Consider the following 20,014-nt stretch of genomic DNA (forward strand, 5'->3'; position numbering starts at 1 on the left):
GGAAGGCCAGAGCCCTCAGTGCAGGCCCCCGTAGTTGTCTTCGCGGATGATGCGCGGCGTGATTTCGCGGGGCTCGATGCTCACCGGCTCGTAAATCACGCGCTGGCGCTCGGCGTCGTAGCGCATCTCGACGTGGCCGGACAGCGGGAAGTCTTTGCGGAAAGGATGGCCGATGAAACCGTAGTCGGTGAGGATGCGTCGCAGGTCGTCGTGACCTTCGAACACGATGCCAAACAGATCAAAGGCTTCGCGTTCGTACCAGTTGGCTGCTGCCCACAGCGGCGTGACCGAAGCCAACACAGGAAAATCGTCCTCGGGGCAGAACACCCGCACACGAACGCGGTGGTTGTGGGTGATCGACAGCAGGTGCACGACGGCGGCAAAACGCTGGCCCTCCCAACGACCTTCGCCGTAAGTCTGGTAGTCGATGCCACACAGGTCGATGAGCTGCTCGAACGCTGCAACAGGTGCATCGCGCAGGGTCTTCATGACATCAAGATAGTCGGACGCCTTGACGACCAGCGTGAGCTCTTCGCGCACCACCTCCAGCGACACAACACGATCACCGAGCAACTCGGCCAGAGCGAGTTTCAGGGCTTCCGGTGCAACTGCGTAGGAGGTCGTTGGGGTGTCGGTCATGGGTGCGTCTCTGGGGACTCGTTTCGCCGTGAAGCAGCCAGCGCTCAGGCGCGGGCAATGGTCTGGGTGCGGCGGATCTTCTGCTGCAGCTGGATGATTCCGTACAACAGCGCTTCGGCCGTGGGCGGGCAGCCGGGCACATACACGTCCACCGGCACGATGCGGTCGCAACCGCGCACCACCGAGTAGCTGTAGTGGTAGTAGCCGCCACCGTTGGCACACGAGCCCATGGAGAGCACCCAGCGCGGCTCGGCCATCTGGTCGTAGACCTTGCGCAGGGCGGGTGCCATCTTGTTGCACAAGGTGCCGGCCACGATCATCAGGTCGGACTGGCGCGGGCTGGCGCGAAACACCTCGGAGCCGAAGCGCCCGATGTCGTAGCGCGCGGCGGCCGCGTGCATCATCTCGACCGCACAGCAGGCCAGACCAAAGGTCATGGGCCACAACGAGCCGGTCTTGGCCCAGTTCACCACCGAGTCGTAGCTGGTGGTGACAAAACCTTCCTTGAATACGCCTTCAATCATGAGCCGCTCCGGTGCATTCGTGTGTGTGCAAGTCGTTCATTCCCAGTCCAGTGCGCCCTTCTTCCACTCGTAGGCAAAGCCCACGGTGAGGATGGCCAGAAACACAACGCCCGCGAGGAAACCAGTCATGCCGATGTCGGAGAAGGCCACGGCCCATGGAATGAGGAAAGCGATTTCGAGATCGAACAGGATGAACAGGATGGCCACGAGGTAGTAGCGCACGTCGAACTTCATGCGGGCATCTTCGAAGGCTTCGAAGCCGCATTCGTACGGGGAGTTCTTTTCTGCGTCCGGGAGGTTGGGGCCGAGGATGTAGCCCAACACCTGGGGGATGATCCCGATGGCAATACCCACCAAGATGAACAGGAGCACAGGTAGGTATTGTTCGAGACTCATCTTGGTCGATTCCACTGACACGGCATGGGGCCGTGTTGTCCAAAGATTGGTGCCGACGGCGAGACTCGAACTCGCACAGCTTTCGCCACTACCCCCTCAAGATAGCGTGTCTACCAATTTCACCACGTCGGCTGGTCTGCGTTGCTGGCTCACGAGGTCTGTGTGAGCCTTGCTGACAAGCATCAGAGTTTACCCTGAAACCACCCCCCTTTTGAGAGGCAGCGGGGCTTTTTCAACTCGAATGGAAGATGGCTCGGCATGCACAGTGCGATGGCATGCCTTTGCGGTCATTTCGCCGGGATCTGAGCCGGGCCGGTTGGGGCTGGCGCTGCGTCAGGTGCAGGCGCAACCGAGGGGCCAGCTCCTGGAATCTGCTGCGAGGGATCGGCGGGCTGCGCAGGCGCTGCGACACCTTCGAGCACGCTGCCCGAACTCGGCGCCTCGCGCAGGTTGCCGAAGTAGGCCAGTCCCAGCGTGCAACCCAGGAACACAGCCGCCAACACCGCAGTGGAACGCGACATGAAGTTGGCACCGCCAGAGGCACCGAACAGGCTGGCCGAACCGGCGCCACCGCCGCCGAAGGCTGCGCCCGCATCGGCGCCCTTGCCGTGCTGCATGAGGATCAGGCCGATCATGGTCAGGGCCGAGAGGATCTGCACGGCCAGCAGGATGGTCAACACAACATTCATTTTTTACTCCGGGATCACGGTTGTCGATGTGCCCTTGAAGACACGAGAAAGGTCAACGGGAAGAGGCCACGATTTGAAGGAAGTCGGCCGCCTTGAGCGACGCGCCGCCAATCAGGCCGCCATCGATGTCGGGCTGGGCCAGCAGGCTGGCGGCGTTCGCTGCGTTCATGCTGCCGCCATAGAGGATGTGCACACGCTCGGGGTGCTGCGTGGCGGCGGCCAGTTGGGCCCGCAGCACCGCGTGCACCTGCTGCGCTTGTTCGGGCGACGCGGTCTTGCCGGTGCCGATGGCCCAGACGGGCTCGTAGGCCACCACGATCTCGCTGGTGCAATGTGCCACCGCGTGAATGACCGCGGCCAGCTGTCGCTTGACGACAACTTCGGTCTGCCCTGCTTCACGCTCGGCCAGCGTTTCACCCACACAAACAATAGGCGTGATGCCGTGGGCCAGTGCCACCTTGGCCTTGTCGGCCACCAACGCGTCGGTCTCGCCGTGGTATTGACGTCGTTCGGAGTGGCCCACGATTGCATAGCGGCAGGCGAAGTCCTTGAGCATGGTGGCAGACACCTCACCGGTGTATGCCCCCTGCTCGTGGCTGGACAGGTCCTGCGCACCCCAGGCAATCGTGCTGCCGGTCAACAGCGACTGCAGTTGCGACAGGTAAGGCGCGGGTACACACAGCGCCATGTCGGTTGCGGCCGTCTGGCCGCCCAGGCCGTCGAGCATGGCTTTCACCAGCGCCTCGTTGGCGGCCAGCGAGCCGTTCATTTTCCAGTTGCCTGCGATCAGTGGTTTCATGTCTAGGGTGCCGTCATGCCCAGGTCAGGACGAGCTTGCCGATGTGGCGGTTGGATTCCATGAGCGTGTGCGCAGCCGCGGCTTCGCTGGCGGGAAACACCTGGTGGATCACGGGCTTGATCTGCCCCTGAACCAGCAGCGGCCAGACGCGTTCGCGCAGTGCTTGAGCAATGGCGGCCTTGAAGGCGATCGGGCGCGGGCGCAGGGTCGAGCCGGTGATGGTGAGGCGCTTGCGCAGCACCATGCCGGCATTGAACTCGGCCTTCACACCACCCTGCACCGCGATGATGACCAGCCGGCCATCTTCGGCCAGGCAGTCGATCTCGCGCGCCACGTAAGCGCCCGCCACCATGTCGAGCACGACGTTGACGCCCTGCCCGCCCGTGAGGTCGGCCACGGCGGCCACGAAGTCCTGCGTCTTGTAGTTGATGGCGTGATCGGCACCCAGCTCAAGGCAAGCCGCGCACTTGTCGTCGCTGCCTGCCGTGGCGATGACCCGAGCGCCCAAGGCCTTGGCCATCTGGATCGCGGTCACGCCGATGCCGCTGGTGCCGCCCTGGATCAACAGCGTTTCGCCCGCTTGCAGGCGCGCGCGGTCGAACACATTGCTCCACACGGTGAAGAAGGTCTCGGGCAGGGATGCGGCGGCGATGTCGTCCAGGCCTTCGGGCACCGGCAGGCACTGGCCCACAGGCGCCACGCACCATTGCGCATAACCACCACCGGCCACCAGCGCACACACGCGGTCGCCCACCTTCAGGCCTGCGGCAGCCATGGCTGCTGCGTCGCCCGAGGCGATCACGCCCGCCACTTCAAGGCCGGGAATGTCGGACGCGCCGGGTGGCACGGGGTAGTTGCCGGTGCGCTGCAGCACATCGGGGCGGTTCACGCCCGACGCACTGACGCGAATCAGCACCTCGCCCGCGGCCGCCACCGGCACCGGGCGCTCACCGAGGCGCAACACCTCGGGCGCACCGAAGCTGCTGATCTCGACCGCTTGCATCACCGACGGGATCACGACTGGGGCTGCTGCTGCGGCTCAACCGCGTTGCGATCGGCCAGCGCCTTCATCGACAGCTTGACGCGGCCTTTTTCGTCGGTCTCGAGCACCTTCACGCGAACGATCTGGCCTTCGGTCAAATAGTCGGTGACGCGCTCGACACGCTCGTGCGCGATCTGGCTGATGTGCAGCAGGCCGTCCTTGCCAGGCAGCAGGTTGATCAGGGCACCGAAGTCGAGGATCTTGGTGACAGGGCCTTCGTAGACCTTGCCCACTTCCACTTCCGCCGTGATCTGCTCGATGCGGCGCTTGGCTTCGTCGGCCTTGGCCGAGTCGGTCGAAGCGATGGTGATGGTGCCGTCTTCGTCGATGTTGATCTGCGTGCCGGTCTCTTCGGTCAGTGCACGAATGACGGCGCCGCCCTTGCCGATCACGTCGCGGATCTTCTCGGGGTTGATCTTCATGGTGAAGAGCTTGGGCGCGAAGTTGGAGACTTCGGTCTTGGCTTCGCCCATGGCTTCCTGCATCTTGCCCAGGATGTGCATGCGGGCTTCCTTGGCCTGGGCCAGTGCGACCTGCATGATCTCCTTGGTGATGCCCTGGATCTTGATGTCCATCTGCAGCGCCGAGATGCCGTTGGTGGTGCCGGCGACCTTGAAGTCCATGTCGCCCAGGTGATCTTCGTCACCCAGGATGTCGGTCAGCACCGCGAAGCGGTTGCCGTCCTTGATCAGACCCATGGCGATGCCGGCCACGTGGGCTTTCATCGGAACGCCGGCGTCCATCAGCGCCAGGCAGCCGCCACAGACCGAAGCCATCGACGAAGAGCCGTTGGACTCGGTGATTTCCGAAACCACACGCATGGTGTAGGGGAAGTCTTCCTTGCTCGGCAGCGCGGCGATCAACGCGCGCTTGGCCAGGCGGCCGTGGCCGATTTCGCGGCGCTTCGGGGTGCCGAAACGGCCGGCTTCGCCGGTGGCGAAGGGAGGCATGTTGTAGTGCAGCATGAAGCGGTCTTCGAACTCGCCGGCCAGCGCGTCGATGCGCTGTGCGTCGCGGTCGGTGCCCAGGGTGGCCACGACCAGCGCCTGCGTTTCACCGCGGGTGAACAGGGCCGAGCCGTGGGTGCGGGGCAGCACGCCGTTGCGGATTTCGATGGCGCGCACGGTGCGGGTGTCGCGGCCGTCGATGCGGGGCTCGCCGGCCAGGATCTGGCCACGCACGATCTTCGCTTCGATCTCGAACAGCAGGGCTTCGATGGCCACGCTGTCGAAGGCCACGCCTTCGGCTTTGAGAGCGGCGAACACGTCGGCATAGGCCGAGCGGCAAGCCTGGGTGCGGGCCTGCTTGTTGCGGATCTGGTAAGCGGCTTCGAGCTTGGCCTTGGCCAGGCCGTCGATCTTGGCGATCAGTGGCTCGTCCTTGGCAGGCGCTTGCCAGTCCCAGGCCGGCTTGCCGGCGTCACGCACCAGGTCGTTGATGGCGGCAATGGCGATGTTGCCCTGCTCATGGCCGAACACCACGGCGCCCAGCATGATCTCTTCGGACAGCTGGTCGGCTTCGGATTCCACCATCAGCACGGCGGATTCGGTGCCGGCGACCACGAGGTCCAGCTGGCTGTCCTTCAACTGGGTCTGGCCCGGGTTGAGCACGTACTGGCCATTGACGTAACCCACGCGGGCAGCGCCGATGGGGCCGTTGAACGGGATGCCGCTGACCGACAGGGCGGCCGAGGTGGCGATCATGGCGGCGATGTCGGCCTGCACTTCGGGGTTCAGGCTCACCACGTGCACGATCACCTGGACTTCGTTGTAGAAGCCTTCGGGGAACAGGGGACGGATCGGGCGGTCGATCAGGCGGCAGGTCAGGGTTTCGAGTTCGCTCGGGCGGCCTTCGCGCTTGAAGAAGCTGCCGGGGATCTTGCCGGCGGCGTACGACTTCTCGGTGTAGTCCACGGTCAGCGGGAAGAAATCCTGGCCGGCCTTGGCTTCGGTCTTGGCGACCACGGTGGCGAGCACCACGGTGTCGTCGATGTTGACCAGCACGGCGCCGGTGGCCTGGCGCGCGATTTCGCCGGTTTCCATGGTGACCGTGTGGGGGCCCCACTGGAAGGTCTTGGTGACTTTGTTGAACATGGTCATGGTTTATCTCCTGGAATTTTTTCCGCCACCCGGCGGAAATCACAGCGTGCGGCAAACCCGCACAAAACCCGGAAACACAACCCAGAACACGATGCCATTCCAGATGGATTGAGTGGCTCGCCGATGGCGCTCAACCCGCTTGGAATGACACAGCTTCGCTCTGTGATCAATGCTCCGGAATCAAAAAAGGTTCAAAAAAGCAAAAAACGCCCGAGCCAGCGAACCAACTCAGGCGTCTTCTGTGTCAACCCGTGCTCAATTACTTGCGCAGGCCCAGTTTGGCGATCAGCGCAACGTAACGCTGGGCGTCTTTGGATTTCAGGTAGTCCAGCAGCTTGCGGCGGCGGCTCACCATGCGCAGCAGGCCGCGACGACCGTGGTGGTCTTTGGCGTGCGTCTTGAAGTGGGGGGTCAGTTCGTTGATGCGTGCGGTCAGGATGGCGACCTGCACTTCGGGGCTGCCGGTGTCATTGGCGGCACGGGCGTTGGCCGCGACGACTTCGGCTTTGATGGCTTGGGGAATCATGGATTTTCCTTGGGGTTACATGCGTCCCGGCGCAGCCAGTCGGTCTGAGGAGTTGCTCCAAAGCCGGCCGCCGCATCGGGCGTGGGTATGCTGTCCTTTCGAACGGCAACTGCGGATTATAGGGCAGAAGGCGTCAAGTGCCACCACCCGGCTGGGTGGCGATCCAGCGGCGCAGGCGCGAGACGCCCTCTTCCAGCCGGTGGGTGTCGCGGCTGGCGAAGCACCAGCGCAGCCAGCCGGCCGCTTCCGGGCTGAAGGCACTGCCCGGCGCGAGGCCAATGCCGGCCTCGCGCACCAGCCTCTTGGCCACGTCCAGACAATCGTTGTGGCCTTGCAGCGTGAAGAAGGCGTACATGCCGCCCAGCGGCTCAGCCAGCGTCACGCCGGGCACCGCGCGCAACAGCGGCACCAGCGTGTCGCGGCAGGTTTTCAGGTGGGCCACCAGGGCGGGCGTGACCTCCGCGCCACGCTGCAGCGCCACCGTGGCTCCACGCTGCACGAACACCGGTGCGCACGAGGTGTTGAACTCGATCAGCTTGCCCATGGCCGCGGTCAGCGCAGGGGGCATCACCAGCCAGCCCAGGCGCCAGCCGGTCATGAGGAAACTCTTGGAAAAGCTGTGCGCCACGATGACGCGGTCGTCAGGCTCTGCCACGTCAAGGAAGCTGCTGGCCGCGCCATTGGGCGTGTCGCCAGCGTAGTACAGCCGCTCGTAGACCTCGTCGGCCAGGATCCAGCTGCCGGTGCGTCGGCAATGCGCCAGGATGGTGGCCTGCTCGTCGCGGGTCAGCGTCCAGCCGGTGGGGTTGTTGGGCGCGTTGACGATGAGCATTCGCGTGGCCGGCGTGATGGCCGACAGCAAGGCGTCCATGTCCAGCGCCCAGGCGCCAGCACGCGGTCCGTCAGTGAGCACGTGCAGCGGCACGCTCTTGACGTTCGCACCCATGATCTGCGGCTGCGCCACCAGGTTGGGCCAGGCGGGCGTGACCACCACCACCTCGTCGCCCGCCTCCACCAGCGCCTGCGACGCCAGCATCAGACCGTTCACACCGCCCGAGGTGACGGCCAGCCGGTCCATCCAGTGGGCTGCACCGCGCCCGGGGTGCAGGCCATCGGTGTAGTTGGCGATCGCCTCGCGCAGTTCGGGCAGGCCGAGGTTGTGCGCGTAGAAGGTTTCGCCCGACTGCAGCGAGGCGATGGCGGCTTCGCGGATGAAACCAGGCGTGACCTCGTCGCTCTCGCCAAACCAGAACTTGAGCACGTTGTCGCGGCCCAGGCCTTCGTTGGCCACCTCGCGGATGCGGGAGGCTTCGAGGCTTTCTACAACGGGGCGCATGAAGGGAGCGTTTTGAGACATCAGGGACGGATCATGTTGCAGCGGTGGGGCTGTTCGGCTTGTTGGGGCGCGAGGTTGCGGATGACGCGAAAGCCGTAGCCCGAGCCTTCGACGTCGAACTTCACGCCGGGCGCGCCCTGGCGGTCCATCACGGCCACCGCCAGCGGCTGCTGGAACTGGTGGTCGGCGGCTCGCATGCGGGCGGTCTGGCCGGCCAGGGTGACTTCTGCTTTCTCCAGCTGGGAGGCGATGGTGGCGGCATTGACCGGGCCGGCGGCACCCGCGCGTTCGATGGCTTGCGCCAGCGACTCAACCATGAGCTGCATGCGCATGTGCACGTAGTCGTCGGCCGGGTTGGGGAAACGCTGGCGGAACGATTGGTAGAAGGCTTCGGACTCGCGCGTGGGCACGTTGGGGAACCAATCGGCCACCGCGATCACCTTGCCGATGCCGGCCTCGCCCATGGCGGCCGGGGCACCCAGGGCGTTGCCATAGAAGGTGTAGAAAGTGCCGTCAAAGCCCACCTCGCGCGCAGCCTTCACCAGCAGCGTGAGGTCGTTGCCCCAGTTGCCGGTGAGCACGGCCTGCGCGCCGCTGGCCTTGATCTTGGCGGCGTAGGGCAGGAAATCTTTCACGCGGGCCATGGGGTGCAGCTCTTCCCCCACGATCCGGATGTCGGGCCGCTGGGCTGCCAGCTGGCTGCGCCCTTCGCGCAGCACGGCCTGGCCAAAGCTGTAGTCCTGGCCGATCAGGTAGATGTTCTTGAGTTGCTTGTCCTCGCGCAGCACGCTCATGAGTGCGGTCATGCGCATGTCGGCGTGGGCGTCAAAACGAAAGTGCCAGTAGCTGCACTTCTCGTTGGTCAACGCCGGATCCACCGCCGAATAGTTGAGGAACAGCATCTGGCGCGCAGGCTCGCGCTCGTTGTGCTTGTTGATCGCCTCGATCAAGCCGCTGGCGGCAGCCGACGAGTTGCCCTGGGTGACGATGGAGATGCCGCGGTCCACCGCCGAGCGCAGCGCCGACAAGGCCTCTTCGGTCTGGCCCTTGCTGTCGAAACGTTCGATCAGCAGCGGGCGGTTGCCGCCGGGCAGTTTCACACCGCCGCGCGCATTCACGCGCTCGGTGGCCCAGACGAGGTTGCGATACACGGCCTCGCCGGTGTTGGCGATCGGGCCGGAGAGGCCTTCGATCATGGCGATGCGGATGGGCGCAGGCGCCTGGGCGAGCACCGCCGGGGCCACGAGGGCAGCGCCCAGGGCGGCAACGAGCACGCGCCGGCGCGCGGAAATCAGGGAAGCAAGCATGTTTTTCATGAGAGGAATGTGTTCGGCCAAGGCCGTCAGGAAGCCATGGCCAGATCGGCCAGGGGCCAGCGTGGCTTCACATCGAAGCTGTAGCCCTGGCCCTCGGCCGCATCCAGTTGAACCAGGCCGGCCTGCACCCGCATGCCACCGGCCAGCGCGATCATGGCGCCGTTGTCGGTGCACAGGTGCAGCTCGGGGTAGTGCACGCGAACACCCGCCTTGGCGCAGGCAGCGCCCAGCTGTTCACGCAGCAACGTGTTGGCGCCCACGCCGCCCGCCACCACGAGGCGGCGAAGGCCGCTCTGGCGCACCGCCGCCATGGACTTTTTCACCAGCACCTCGACGATGGCGGCCTGCACGCTGGCGGCCACATCGGCCTTTTGCTGCAAAGTGAGCGGGTCGGCCAGGTGCAGCGTGGCCGGGCCGTCCAGGCTGGCATGGGCCAGCCGTTTCACCTGGGTCAACACCGCCGTCTTGAGGCCGGCAAAGGAAAAGTCGAGATCGCCGCTGTGCATCAGCGGACGCGGGAATTTGAACGCCTGGGCGTCACCCTGCAACGCCAGCCGCGCCAGCGCCGGTCCGCCCGGATACCCCAGCCCGAGCAGCTTGGCCGATTTGTCGAAGGCCTCGCCGGCCGCGTCGTCGATGGTTTCCCCCAGCAAGGTGTAGCGGCCCACGCCGTCCACCCGCATCAGCTGGCTGTGGCCGCCCGAGACGAGCAAGGCCACAAACGGAAACTCGGGCGGGTCGGCGCTCAGAAAAGGCGACAACAGGTGGCCTTCCAGATGGTGCACGCCGATCACCGGCTTGCCCAGCGCAAAGCCCAGCGCACACGCCACGCCCGACCCCACCAGCAGCGCGCCGGCCAGGCCCGGGCCGCGGGTGTAGGCCACCGCGTCCACGGCCGAGAGCGGCAGGCCGGCCTGGGCCAGCACCGCGTCGGTGAGCGGCAACACGCGGCGGATGTGGTCGCGGCTGGCGAGTTCGGGCACCACGCCACCAAAGGCGCGGTGCATCTCGATCTGGCTGTGCAGCGCATCGCCCAGCAGCCTCGGTGTCTGGCCGCCGCTGGCGTCGACCAGGGCGACGCCGGTTTCGTCGCAAGACGACTCAATTCCCAAAATCAGCATGGTTCGAGTGTACGGGCGGCATGTTTGTTGCTCCTGCTCGCGGGATGCTTGCAACGACCACACGGACATGAAATCGGGCCTGAACTTTCTGGTGGCGGCCAAACGCTGCGAAATCGCCGAGCTGCAGCAGCTCGCGCTCACCAGCGCCCTGGTGAACGTGACGGGGCGTCTGGTGCACGGCCTGCAGCGCGAGCGGGGTCTGTCCAACCTGTTTCTTGGTTCACAAGGCGTGCAGTTCGGCGAGGTGCGCAAGCACCAAATCGCCGAGTGCCGGCAGATCGAGGCCGAACTGCGCGCCTGCTTTGACGAGCTGGACACCGAGTCGGCGCGGCTGGGCAACGGCGCGCGCCTGTTCAGCCGAATCGCCTATGTGCTCCACGGACTGGACGCGCTGGACGGGCTGCGCGCGCGCGTCCAGGCGCTGGAATGGACGCCGCAGCAGGCCACCGAGGCCTATGTGAGGTTGATCGCCGGTCTGCTGGCAGTGGTGTTCGAGGCCGCCGACAGCGCCAGCGACCCGGAAATCTCGCGCCTGCTGGTGGCCTTGTTCAATTTCATGCAGGGCAAGGAGTTCGCGGGGCAAGAGCGCGCGGCCGGCTCGGCCCTGTTTGCCGCTGGCCGTGCCGTGGCCGAAGAGCAGCAGCGCCTGCTGCACCTGATCGAATCGCAAGAACGCTGCCTGGAGGTGTTTGCCGAGTTCTCGAGCCCACACGTGGTGGAGCTGTGGAACAGCACCCAGGCCAGCGCCATGCTGGCCGAGCTGGAACGTTTGCGCCGCGTGCTGTGCACGGCACCGCACGGCTCACCGCTCAATGCCCAGATGAGCCAGGCCTGGTTTGACTGCTGCAGCCGGCGCATGGACCGCATGAAGGCGGTGGAAGACCGCCTCGCGCTCGACCTGCTGCAAGCCTGCGAACAGAAAATTGCCGCCGCCAACGCCGAGCTGGACAGTTTTCACGCACTGCACACCGTGCCGGCCACCGAGGCAGACGTGTTGTCGTTCTTCCGTGCACCCGAGTCGCAAGGCGCGGCGGCGTTTGGCACCAACACCCAGGGCTACGGGCTGCACCTGGAGCGCTCGATCCTGGAGCTGGTGCAGGAACAGGCGCGGCGCCTGCAGACCATGAGCGAAGAGCTCGACACCGTGCGAGCCAGCCTCAACGAACGCAAGCTGATCGAGCGCGCCAAGGGCCTGCTGATGGCGCACCGCCACCTGAGCGAAGAAGAAGCCCACAAGACCATGCGCCAGATGGCCATGAACCAGAACCGCCGGCTGATCGAGGTAGCCGAAGCGGTGCTGGCCATGGCCGACGTGCTGCCCGAGCGGCCGCGCTGAGGTTGCACTTTGTTGCGGCGCACCAATACCGGTGCCAAGAACCGTTGCGCACCAGCTTGATGCCCCGAAAACGACCACGGCCACAAGCAGACCTCACGGTACAAAAGCCGGGACAACAGAAAATCCCCTGTAAATCAAGGGCTTTCCGAAAAAACCCGCCATCCTTCGACTCCAGTTTGACGCTGGCACACAACCTGCTTTGAACAAGACAAAGGAAATTGGGCCAATGGCGGTCCGGCTTCCGACAGTCACCCCCCGACACTGGACAACGGCGTCCATTTCCGGTTTGCGTTTCGCAGGCCTGGAGATGGGCGCCGTTGTGCTTTGGGGATCCGGTTTTTTCATCAGCAAGGAGTTGGACATGAACGCAGACACCACCGGCGCCACCGTTCCCCAGGCTTTGGCCGACACGACCACCGAATCCGCCGCAGCTTCGCGGCGCGACTTCATCAAGAAGAGCACCGCCGTCGGCGCTGCCACCTTCTTCTCCACGCTGGGCCACAGCGGCGTGTGGGCGGCCGGCTCCGACGCACCTGAAAAAACCGAGGTCAAGATCGGCTTCATTCCGCTGACCGACTGCGCCAGCGTGGTGATGGCCGCCGAGTTGGGCATCGACAAGAAGTACGGCGTGAAGATCGTCCCCACCAAGGAAGCCAGCTGGGCCGGTGTGCGCGACAAGCTGGTCAACGGTGAGCTGGACATGGCCCACGTGCTCTACGGCCTGATCTACGGCCTGCAGCTCGGCACATCGGGGCCGAAGAAAGACATGGCCATCCTGATGAACCTGAACCAGAACGGCCAGGCCATCACGCTGTCCAGAAAGCTGGCCGAAAAAGGCGCGGTGGACGGCCCTTCGCTGGCCAAGCTCATGGCCACCGAAAAGCGCGAATACACCTTCGCCCAGACCTTCCCCACCGGCACGCACGCCATGTGGCTTTACTACTGGCTGGCCAGCGCCGGCATCGACCCGATGAAGGACGCGCGCGCCATCGTGGTGCCACCGCCGCAGATGGTGGCCAACATGCGCGTGGGCAACATGGACGGCTTCTGCGTGGGTGAACCCTGGAACCACCGCGCCATCATGGACGGCATCGGCATCACGGCCAACACCACGCAGGACATCTGGAAAGACCACCCCGAGAAGGTGCTGGGCACCACGGCCGAGTTCGTGCAGAAAAATCCGAACACCGCGCGTGCGGTGACCGCCGCCATCCTGGAAGCGGGCAAGTGGATCGACGCCGGTCTGCAGAACAAAAACAAGATGGCCGAAACCATCGCCCAGCGCTCGTATGTGAACACCAGCGTGGACGCGATCAACCAGCGCATCCTGGGCCGCTACCAGAACGGCATGGGCAAGACCTGGGACGACCCCAACCACATGAAGTTCTACAACGACGGCGCGGCGAACTTCCCCTACCTGAGCGACGGCATGTGGTTCCTCACGCAGCACAAGCGCTGGGGCTTGCTCAAGTCGCACCCCGACTACTTGGCCGTGGCCAGGCAGGTCAACCGCATCGACATCTTCAAACAGGCCGCCACGGCCAGCAAGACCTCGCTGCCCAAGTCCGAGATGCGCAGTGCGAAGTTCATCGACGGTGTGGTGTGGGACGGCAAGGACCCCGCCAAGTACGCGGATTCGTTCAAGATCAACGCGGCCTGATCAGGCCGCCGCAAGGGAGAAACACCATGGTCAGCGCCGTTTTTCACTCGCCTCTGGAGGTGGCTCCCACCACCAAGGCCGAGACGCTATCCGCAACCTCAGTGGCTGCGGTGCCTCGACCGGCGCCCGCGCCGCCGGTGCAGGTCAGACGCGGCTGGGATCTTCGATTCCTCTGGACCAACGTAACGCCGCCTGTGCTGGGCCTGGTGTTCCTCGTCACCGTGTGGGCGGTGGTGGCAGGCACCGGTGAGAGCGGCATTCCCACCCCGCTGGAAACCTGGAGGCAGGCCCTGGAGGTGTTCTCCGATCCGTTCTACCAGGTCGGCCCGAACGACCAGGGTGTGGGCTGGAACGTGCTGATGTCGCTGCAGCGCGTGGCCATCGGCTTCGGTCTGGCCGCAGCGGTCGGCATTCCGGCGGGCTTTGCCATCGGCCGCTTCGAATTTCTGAGCCGCATGTTCAACCCGCTCATCAGCCTGCTGCGCCCGGTGTCGCCACTGGCCTGGCTGCCGATCGGCCTGTTGGTCTTCAAGGGCGCCAACCCGGCCGCCATCTGGACCATCTTCATCTGTTCCATCTGGCCCATGATCATCAACACCGCGGTGGGCGTGCAGCGTGTGCCGCAGGACTACATGAACGTGGCGCGTGTGCTCAACCTGAGCGAGTGGAAGATCTTCACCAAGATCCTGTTCCCCGCCGTGCTGCCCTACCTGCTGACCGGCGTGCGCCTGGCGGTGGGCACGGCCTGGCTGGTGATCGTGGCCGCCGAGATGCTGACCGGGGGCGTGGGCATCGGCTTCTGGATCTGGGATGAGTGGAACAACCTCAACGTGGCCAGCATCATCATCGCCATCTTCGTGATCGGCATCGTCGGCCTGGTGCTCGAATTCGGCCTCATCAAGCTCGCCACCCTGTTTACGTTCGAAGAGGTGAAGTCATGAGCGCCGCCCGGCCGCCCGAAGGCGATCGCACCGCAATGCGCAGCATGGAGGTATCAGCATGAGCGATCTGTCCAAATACATCGAGATCCAGGGCGTCGAGCAGACCTTCAAAACGAAGAAGGGCAACTTCCCCGCGCTGCGCGACATCAACCTGACCGTGGCCAAGGGTGAGTTCGTCACCCTCATCGGTCACTCGGGTTGCGGCAAGTCCACCTTGCTCAACCTCATCGCCGGCCTGACCGTGCCCACCGAAGGCGTGCTGCTGTGTGCCGACCGGGAAATCGCCGGCCCCGGCCCTGAGCGCGCGGTGGTGTTCCAGAACCACTCGCTGCTGCCCTGGCTCACCTGTTTCGAGAACGTCTACCTCGCGGTCGAGCGGGTGTTCTCGGCCACCGAGACCAAGGCACAACTCAAGGCCCGCACCGACGCAGCGCTGGCCATGGTGGGCCTCACACCCGCCGCGCAAAAACGCCCCGGTGAAATCTCCGGCGGCATGAAACAGCGCGTGGGCATTGCCCGCGCCCTTTCAATGGAACCCAAGGTGCTGCTCATGGACGAACCCTTCGGCGCGCTCGACGCGCTCACCCGCGCCAAGCTGCAGGACGAACTGCTGGACATCGTGGCGCGCACCCACAGCACGGTGGTCATGGTGACGCACGACGTGGACGAAGCCGTGCTGCTGAGCGACCGCATCGTGATGCTCACCAACGGTCCGGCCGCCACCATCGGCGAGGTGTTGACGGTGGACCTGCCACGCCCGCGCAACCGGGTGGCCCTGGCCGACGAGCTCCGGTACCAGCAATGCCGCAAGGCGGTGATCGACTTCCTCTACACCCGGCAAGCGCACGTCGAAAAAGTGGCTTGAGGAGAACACCATGGACATGCGCGTCAACCCCAAGGCGAAACTGAAACTGGTGATGGTGGGCAACGGCATGGCCGGTGTGCGCACGATCGAGGAGTTGCTCAAGCTCGCCCCTGATCTCTACGACATCACCGTCTTCGGCGCCGAGCCCCACCCCAACTACAACCGCATCCTGCTCTCGCCGGTGCTCGCCGGTGAGCAGACGCTGGACGAGATCGTGCTCAACGACTGGGCCTGGTACTCCGACAACGGCATCACCCTGCACGCCGGCAAGACCGTGACCGAGGTGGACCGCGTCAGGCGCGTGGTGCGCGCCACCGATGCCGACGGCAGCGCGATCGAAGCGCCATACGACCGCCTGATCATGGCCACCGGCTCCAATCCATTCATGCTGCCCATTCCGGGCAAGGACCTGGCCGGCGTGCTGGCCTACCGTGACATCGCCGACACACAGGCCATGATCGACGCGGCCACGCGCTACACCCATGCGGTGGTCATTGGTGGTGGCTTGCTCGGCCTGGAAGCGGCCAACGGTTTGATGAAACGCGGCATGACGGTGAGCGTGGTGCACGTGGGCCCGTGGCTCATGGAACGGCAGCTCGACGAGGTGGCGGGCCAGCTGCTGCAGGCCTCGCTGGAAGAGCGCGGCATGACCTTCCTGATGGGCGCGCAGACCCAGGAGCTGGTCGGTGGGGATGACGGACGGGTGAAGGTGATCCGCTTCAAGGACGGAACCGAAGTGCCGGCCGATCTGGTGGTGATGGCCGTGGGCATCCGCCCCAACACGGCGCTGGCCGAGTCCATGAACCTGCACGTGAACAAGGGCATCGTGGTCAGCGACACCTTGCAGACCGTGACCGACCCGCGCATCTACGCGGTGGGCGAATGCGCGGCGCACCGCGGCATCGCCTACGGCCTGGTGGCGCCGCTCTTCGAGCAGGGCAAGGTGCTGGCCACGCACCTGGCCGAGTTCGGCATTGGCCGCTACGTGGGCTCGCTCACCTCAACCAAACTCAAGGTCACCGGCATCGACCTGTTTTCCGCTGGCAATTTCACTGGCGGCGCCAACACCGAAGAAATCGTGATGAGCGACCCCTCGGGCGGCGTCTACAAAAAGCTGGTGATTCAGGACGACAAGCTGGTGGGTGCCTGCCTGTACGGCGACACGGTGGACGGCTCGTGGTACTTCAAGCTGCTGCGCGACGGCCGCAGCGTGGCCGACATCCGCGACAAGCTGATGTTCGGCGAATCCAACATCGGCGACGTGGGCCACCAGGGCCAGAGCAAGGCCTCGGCCATGGCCGACACCGACGAAGTCTGCGGCTGCAACGGCGTGACCAAGGGCACCATCTGCAAGGCCATCAAGGACAAGGGCCTGTTCACGCTCGAAGAAGTGCGCAAGCAGACCAAGGCCAGCGCGAGCTGCGGTTCGTGCACCGGTCTGGTCGAGCAGATCCTGATGTTCACCGCCGGCGGCGACTACTCGGCCACGCCCAAACTCAAGGCCATGTGCGCCTGCACCGACCACGGTCACCAGGCGGTGCGCGATGCGATCCGCCACAGCAAATACACCAACACCTCTGCAGTGTTCGCCGGCATGGGCTGGCGCACGCCGAACGGCTGCGCGAGTTGCCGCCCGGCTGTGAACTACTACCTGATCAGCACCTGGCCGAAAGAGGCCAAGGACGATCCGCAGAGCCGCTTCATCAACGAGCGGATGCACGCCAACATCCAGAAAGACGGCACCTACAGCGTGATCCCGCGCATGTGGGGCGGCGAGACCACGGCCGACGAATTGCGCCGCATCGCCGACGCGGTGGACAAGTACAAGATCCCCACGGTGAAGGTCACGGGCGGCCAGCGCATCGACCTGCTGGGCGTGAAGAAGGAAGACCTGCAGGCGGTGTGGAACGACATCGGCATGCCCAGCGGCCATGCGTACGCAAAGGCCTTGCGCACGGTCAAAACCTGCGTGGGCAGCGAGTGGTGCCGCATGGGCACGCAGGACAGCACGCAGATGGGCAAGGACCTGGAGCGCGCGATGTGGCGCATGTACGCGCCGCACAAGGTGAAGTTCGCCGTGTCGGGCTGCCCGCGCAATTGCGCCGAGGCCGGCATCAAGGACGTGGGCATCATCGGCGTGGACTCGGGCTGGGAGATGTACGTGGCCGGCAACGGCGGCATCAAGACCGAGGTGGCGCACTTCTTCACCAAGCTCAAGACCGCCGAAGAAGTACTGGAGTACACCGGTGCCTTCATGCAGCTCTACCGCCTGGAGGGCTGGTACCTGGAGCGGACGGTGCACTACGTGAACCGCGTGGGCCTGGACTACGTGAAGAAAAAGATCCTGGACGACCACGAAGGCCGCCAGGCGCTGTGGGCCGAGCTGCAGTTCGCGCTCGACGGTGAACCCGATCCGTGGTTCGAGCACCAGAAGGCTGCCGTGGACACGCGCCAGTTCATTCCGATCAAGGCTGTTGCGATGGAAGGAAGTGCTGTATGACTTCGTGGATTCCCATCGCCCGTGTGGACGACATCCCCGTGCTCGGTTCGCGCTGCGTGCAACGCGAACACGGCCTGGACGTGGCGGTGTTCCGCAACGCCCAGGACGAGGTGTTCGCCCTGCTCGACCGCTGCCCGCACAAGGGTGGCCCGCTCAGCCAGGGCATCGTCTTCGGCACCAGCGTGGCCTGCCCGCTGCACAACTGGACCATCGGTCTGGACAGCGGCTGCGCGAAGGCGCCCGACGAGGGCTGCACACCGCGGTTTGCGGTGAAGGTGGAGGACGGCGTGGTGCACCTGGATGCACAGGAACTCTCAACCCACGCCACCGACCTCACCCGCCCGCTCGCCGGCCCGGCGAGACGTGACTTGTCCCCTCTCCCTCTGGCGGTCTTGTCCCCTCTCCCCCTGGGAGAGGGCTAGGGTGAGGGCTCTCCCCGTGCAGGTGAAGTCCATGTGCCCCTACTGCGGCGTCGGCTGCGGCGTGATCATCGAAACCGAGGGCAGCCAGATCACCGGCGTGCGCGGCGACCCGGACCACCCGGCGAACTTCGGCAAGCTGTGTACCAAAGGCCAGACGCTGCATCTCACCGCCTCTCCCGCGATCACGCAGCAGACGCGGTTGCTGCAGCCCCTGCGGCGCCTGGAACGCGGCGGCCTTGCGGCGCCCGTGAGTTGGGACGCCGCACTCGATCTCGCCACCGACCGCTTCGCCTCCACCATCGAACAACACGGACCCGACGCGGTCGGCTTCTACATCAGCGGCCAGTTGCTCACCGAGGACTACTACGTCTTCAACAAGCTGGCCAAGGGCCTGATCGGCACCAACAACGTCGACACCAACTCCCGCCTGTGCATGAGCAGCGCAGTGGCTGGCTACAAGCTCACGCTGGGCGCCGACGCGCCGCCCGCCTGCTTTGATGACGTGAACCACGCGAGCTGCCTGTTCATCGTCGGCAGCAACGCGGCCTTTGCGCACCCGGTGCTGTTTCGCCGCATCGAAGCAGCGAAGCAGGCCAACCCCGCCATGAAGGTGATCGTGGCCGACCCGCGCCGCACCGACACCGCCGGTTTCGCCGACCTGTTCCTCCCGCTGCAGCCCGGCAGCGATGTGATGCTGTTCCATGGCCTGCTGCACATCATGTTGTGGGAAGGCTGGCTCGATGCTGCGTTTATTGCCGCGCACACCACCGGGTTTGACGCGCTCAAGGCGCTGGTGCGCGAGTGCACGCCCGATCGCGTGGCGCAGGTTTGCGGCCTGAACAAGGAAGACCTCTACACAGCCGCACAGTGGTTCGCCACCTCACCCGCCACCCTCAGCCTGTACTGCCAGGGCCTCAACCAGAGCAGCAGCGGCACCGCCAAAAACGCCACGCTGATCAACCTGCACCTGGCCACCGGCCAGATCGGCAAACCCGGCACCGGCCCCTTCAGCCTCACCGGTCAGCCCAACGCCATGGGCGGGCGCGAGGTCGGCGGCCTGGCCAACCTGCTGAGCGCCCACCGCGACCTGGCCAACCCGCAGCACCGCGCCGAGGTGGCCGCGCTCTGGGGTGTGCCCAGCGTGCCCGAGAAGCCGGGCAAGAGCGCGGTGGAGATGTTCGAAGCCGCAGCCGACGGCGAGATCAAGGCGCTGTGGATCGCCTGCACCAACCCGGCCCAGTCCATGCCCGACCAGGCCACCGTGCGCCGTGCACTGCAGCGTGCCGAATTCGTGGTGGTGCAGGAGGCCTACGCCACCGCCGCCACCTGCGACTTCGCCGACCTGTTGCTGCCCGCCACCACCTGGGGCGAAAAAGACGGCACCGTGACCAACAGCGAACGCCGCATCAGCCGCGTGCGCCCGGCCGTGCCCGCCCCCGGCGAAGCCCGGCACGACTGGCGCATCGTGGTGGACTTTGCGAGGCGGCTCGAAGCGCGTCTGCGTCCCTGTCAGCCCACGTTGTTCCCCTACCCGTCGCCCGAGCCCATCTGGAACGAACACCGCGAATCCACCCGGGGCCGAGACCTCGACATCACCGGTCTCAGCTACGCCATGCTGGAAGAACAAGGCCCGCAACAGTGGCCCATCAAGACCGGCGAGACCCAAGGCAAGGAACGCCTCTACGAAGACGGCATCTTCCCAACCCAAGACGGCAAAGCCCGCTTTGCCGCCCTGCCCTTCGTCCCCCTGGCCGAGCCGCGCGAATCGCGCTACCCCTTCTCACTCACCACCGGCCGCCTGCG

Annotated in this window: 18 protein-coding genes and 1 tRNA gene; 7 read left to right on the forward strand and 12 right to left on the reverse strand. The window is 65.3% G+C overall.

Features of this window, described 5'->3' with window-relative positions:
- Positions 1 to 15: 15 nt before the first annotated feature.
- From Q0C59_RS00890 to tsaD, 12 genes are all read right to left on the reverse strand, one after another.
- Positions 16 to 639, reverse strand: coding sequence for an NADH-quinone oxidoreductase subunit C (locus Q0C59_RS00890; RefSeq protein WP_291210525.1), 624 nt, complete (start codon positions 637 to 639; stop codon positions 16 to 18).
- Positions 640 to 683: 44 nt separating this feature from the next.
- A complete protein-coding gene (locus Q0C59_RS00895; protein ID WP_056273769.1) occupies positions 684 to 1,163 on the reverse strand; it encodes an NADH-quinone oxidoreductase subunit B family protein in 480 nt (159 codons plus the stop codon).
- A gap of 36 nt (positions 1,164 to 1,199) precedes the next feature.
- Positions 1,200 to 1,559 carry an NADH-quinone oxidoreductase subunit A gene (locus Q0C59_RS00900; protein ID WP_069048937.1) on the reverse strand — a complete coding sequence of 120 codons (360 nt, stop codon included), beginning with the start codon at positions 1,557 to 1,559 and terminating at the stop codon, positions 1,200 to 1,202.
- Between the two features lie 47 nt (positions 1,560 to 1,606).
- Positions 1,607 to 1,691 (reverse strand) — tRNA-Leu (locus Q0C59_RS00905).
- A gap of 155 nt (positions 1,692 to 1,846) precedes the next feature.
- A complete protein-coding gene (secG, locus tag Q0C59_RS00910) occupies positions 1,847 to 2,248 on the reverse strand; it encodes a preprotein translocase subunit SecG (RefSeq protein ID WP_291210530.1) in 402 nt (133 codons plus the stop codon).
- Between the two features lie 52 nt (positions 2,249 to 2,300).
- The gene (gene tpiA / locus Q0C59_RS00915) at positions 2,301 to 3,047 is read right to left on the reverse strand and encodes a triose-phosphate isomerase (RefSeq protein WP_291210533.1); all 747 of its coding nucleotides are present in this window, start codon (positions 3,045 to 3,047) and stop codon (positions 2,301 to 2,303) included.
- Positions 3,048 to 3,060: 13 nt separating this feature from the next.
- On the reverse strand, positions 3,061 to 4,050 hold the full coding sequence (locus tag Q0C59_RS00920) for an NAD(P)H-quinone oxidoreductase (RefSeq protein ID WP_291210573.1): 990 nt from the start codon (positions 4,048 to 4,050) through the stop codon (positions 3,061 to 3,063).
- Between the two features lie 11 nt (positions 4,051 to 4,061).
- Positions 4,062 to 6,188 carry a polyribonucleotide nucleotidyltransferase gene (gene pnp / locus Q0C59_RS00925; protein ID WP_291210536.1) on the reverse strand — a complete coding sequence of 709 codons (2,127 nt, stop codon included), beginning with the start codon at positions 6,186 to 6,188 and terminating at the stop codon, positions 4,062 to 4,064.
- Between the two features lie 259 nt (positions 6,189 to 6,447).
- Positions 6,448 to 6,714, reverse strand: coding sequence for a 30S ribosomal protein S15 (gene rpsO, locus Q0C59_RS00930; RefSeq protein ID WP_291210539.1), 267 nt, complete (start codon positions 6,712 to 6,714; stop codon positions 6,448 to 6,450).
- 133 nt (positions 6,715 to 6,847) lie between these two features.
- Complete coding sequence (locus Q0C59_RS00935) at positions 6,848 to 8,071, reverse strand: pyridoxal phosphate-dependent aminotransferase (RefSeq protein ID WP_291210542.1); 1,224 nt, start codon at positions 8,069 to 8,071, stop codon at positions 6,848 to 6,850.
- Positions 8,071 to 9,357 carry a branched-chain amino acid ABC transporter substrate-binding protein gene (locus Q0C59_RS00940; protein ID WP_291210576.1) on the reverse strand — a complete coding sequence of 429 codons (1,287 nt, stop codon included), beginning with the start codon at positions 9,355 to 9,357 and terminating at the stop codon, positions 8,071 to 8,073. The genes Q0C59_RS00935 and Q0C59_RS00940 overlap by 1 nt, the downstream gene beginning before the upstream one ends.
- Before the next feature lie 35 nt (positions 9,358 to 9,392).
- On the reverse strand, positions 9,393 to 10,487 hold the full coding sequence (gene tsaD / locus Q0C59_RS00945; protein ID WP_291210545.1) for a tRNA (adenosine(37)-N6)-threonylcarbamoyltransferase complex transferase subunit TsaD: 1,095 nt from the start codon (positions 10,485 to 10,487) through the stop codon (positions 9,393 to 9,395).
- Between the two features lie 67 nt (positions 10,488 to 10,554).
- On the opposite strand from tsaD, the gene Q0C59_RS00950 reads away from it, so the two are divergent.
- The 7 genes from Q0C59_RS00950 to Q0C59_RS00980 all read left to right on the forward strand — a co-directional run.
- Positions 10,555 to 11,823, forward strand: coding sequence for a nitrate regulatory protein (locus Q0C59_RS00950; protein WP_291210548.1), 1,269 nt, complete (start codon positions 10,555 to 10,557; stop codon positions 11,821 to 11,823).
- 361 nt (positions 11,824 to 12,184) lie between these two features.
- Complete coding sequence (locus Q0C59_RS00955) at positions 12,185 to 13,483, forward strand: CmpA/NrtA family ABC transporter substrate-binding protein (RefSeq protein WP_291210551.1); 1,299 nt, start codon at positions 12,185 to 12,187, stop codon at positions 13,481 to 13,483.
- 26 nt (positions 13,484 to 13,509) lie between these two features.
- Positions 13,510 to 14,424, forward strand: a complete 915-nt coding sequence (gene ntrB / locus Q0C59_RS00960; protein WP_291210554.1) for a nitrate ABC transporter permease — start codon at positions 13,510 to 13,512, stop codon at positions 14,422 to 14,424.
- A 58-nt stretch (positions 14,425 to 14,482) separates the two neighbouring features.
- Entirely contained in the window at positions 14,483 to 15,289 is an 807-nt protein-coding gene (locus tag Q0C59_RS00965) for an ABC transporter ATP-binding protein (RefSeq protein WP_291210557.1), read from the forward strand.
- A gap of 10 nt (positions 15,290 to 15,299) precedes the next feature.
- Complete coding sequence (gene nirB, locus Q0C59_RS00970; protein WP_291210559.1) at positions 15,300 to 17,789, forward strand: nitrite reductase large subunit NirB; 2,490 nt, start codon at positions 15,300 to 15,302, stop codon at positions 17,787 to 17,789.
- The gene (nirD, locus tag Q0C59_RS00975) at positions 17,786 to 18,211 is read left to right on the forward strand and encodes a nitrite reductase small subunit NirD (protein ID WP_291210561.1); all 426 of its coding nucleotides are present in this window, start codon (positions 17,786 to 17,788) and stop codon (positions 18,209 to 18,211) included. The genes nirB and nirD overlap by 4 nt, the downstream gene beginning before the upstream one ends.
- Before the next feature lie 31 nt (positions 18,212 to 18,242).
- Positions 18,243 to 20,014: molybdopterin-dependent oxidoreductase (locus tag Q0C59_RS00980; protein WP_291210564.1), on the forward strand; the 1,772-nt coding region annotated here is incomplete at its 3' end.

The sequence above is a fragment of the Hydrogenophaga sp. genome, assembly GCF_022844385.1.
Lineage (GTDB): Bacteria > Pseudomonadota > Gammaproteobacteria > Burkholderiales > Burkholderiaceae_C > Hydrogenophaga.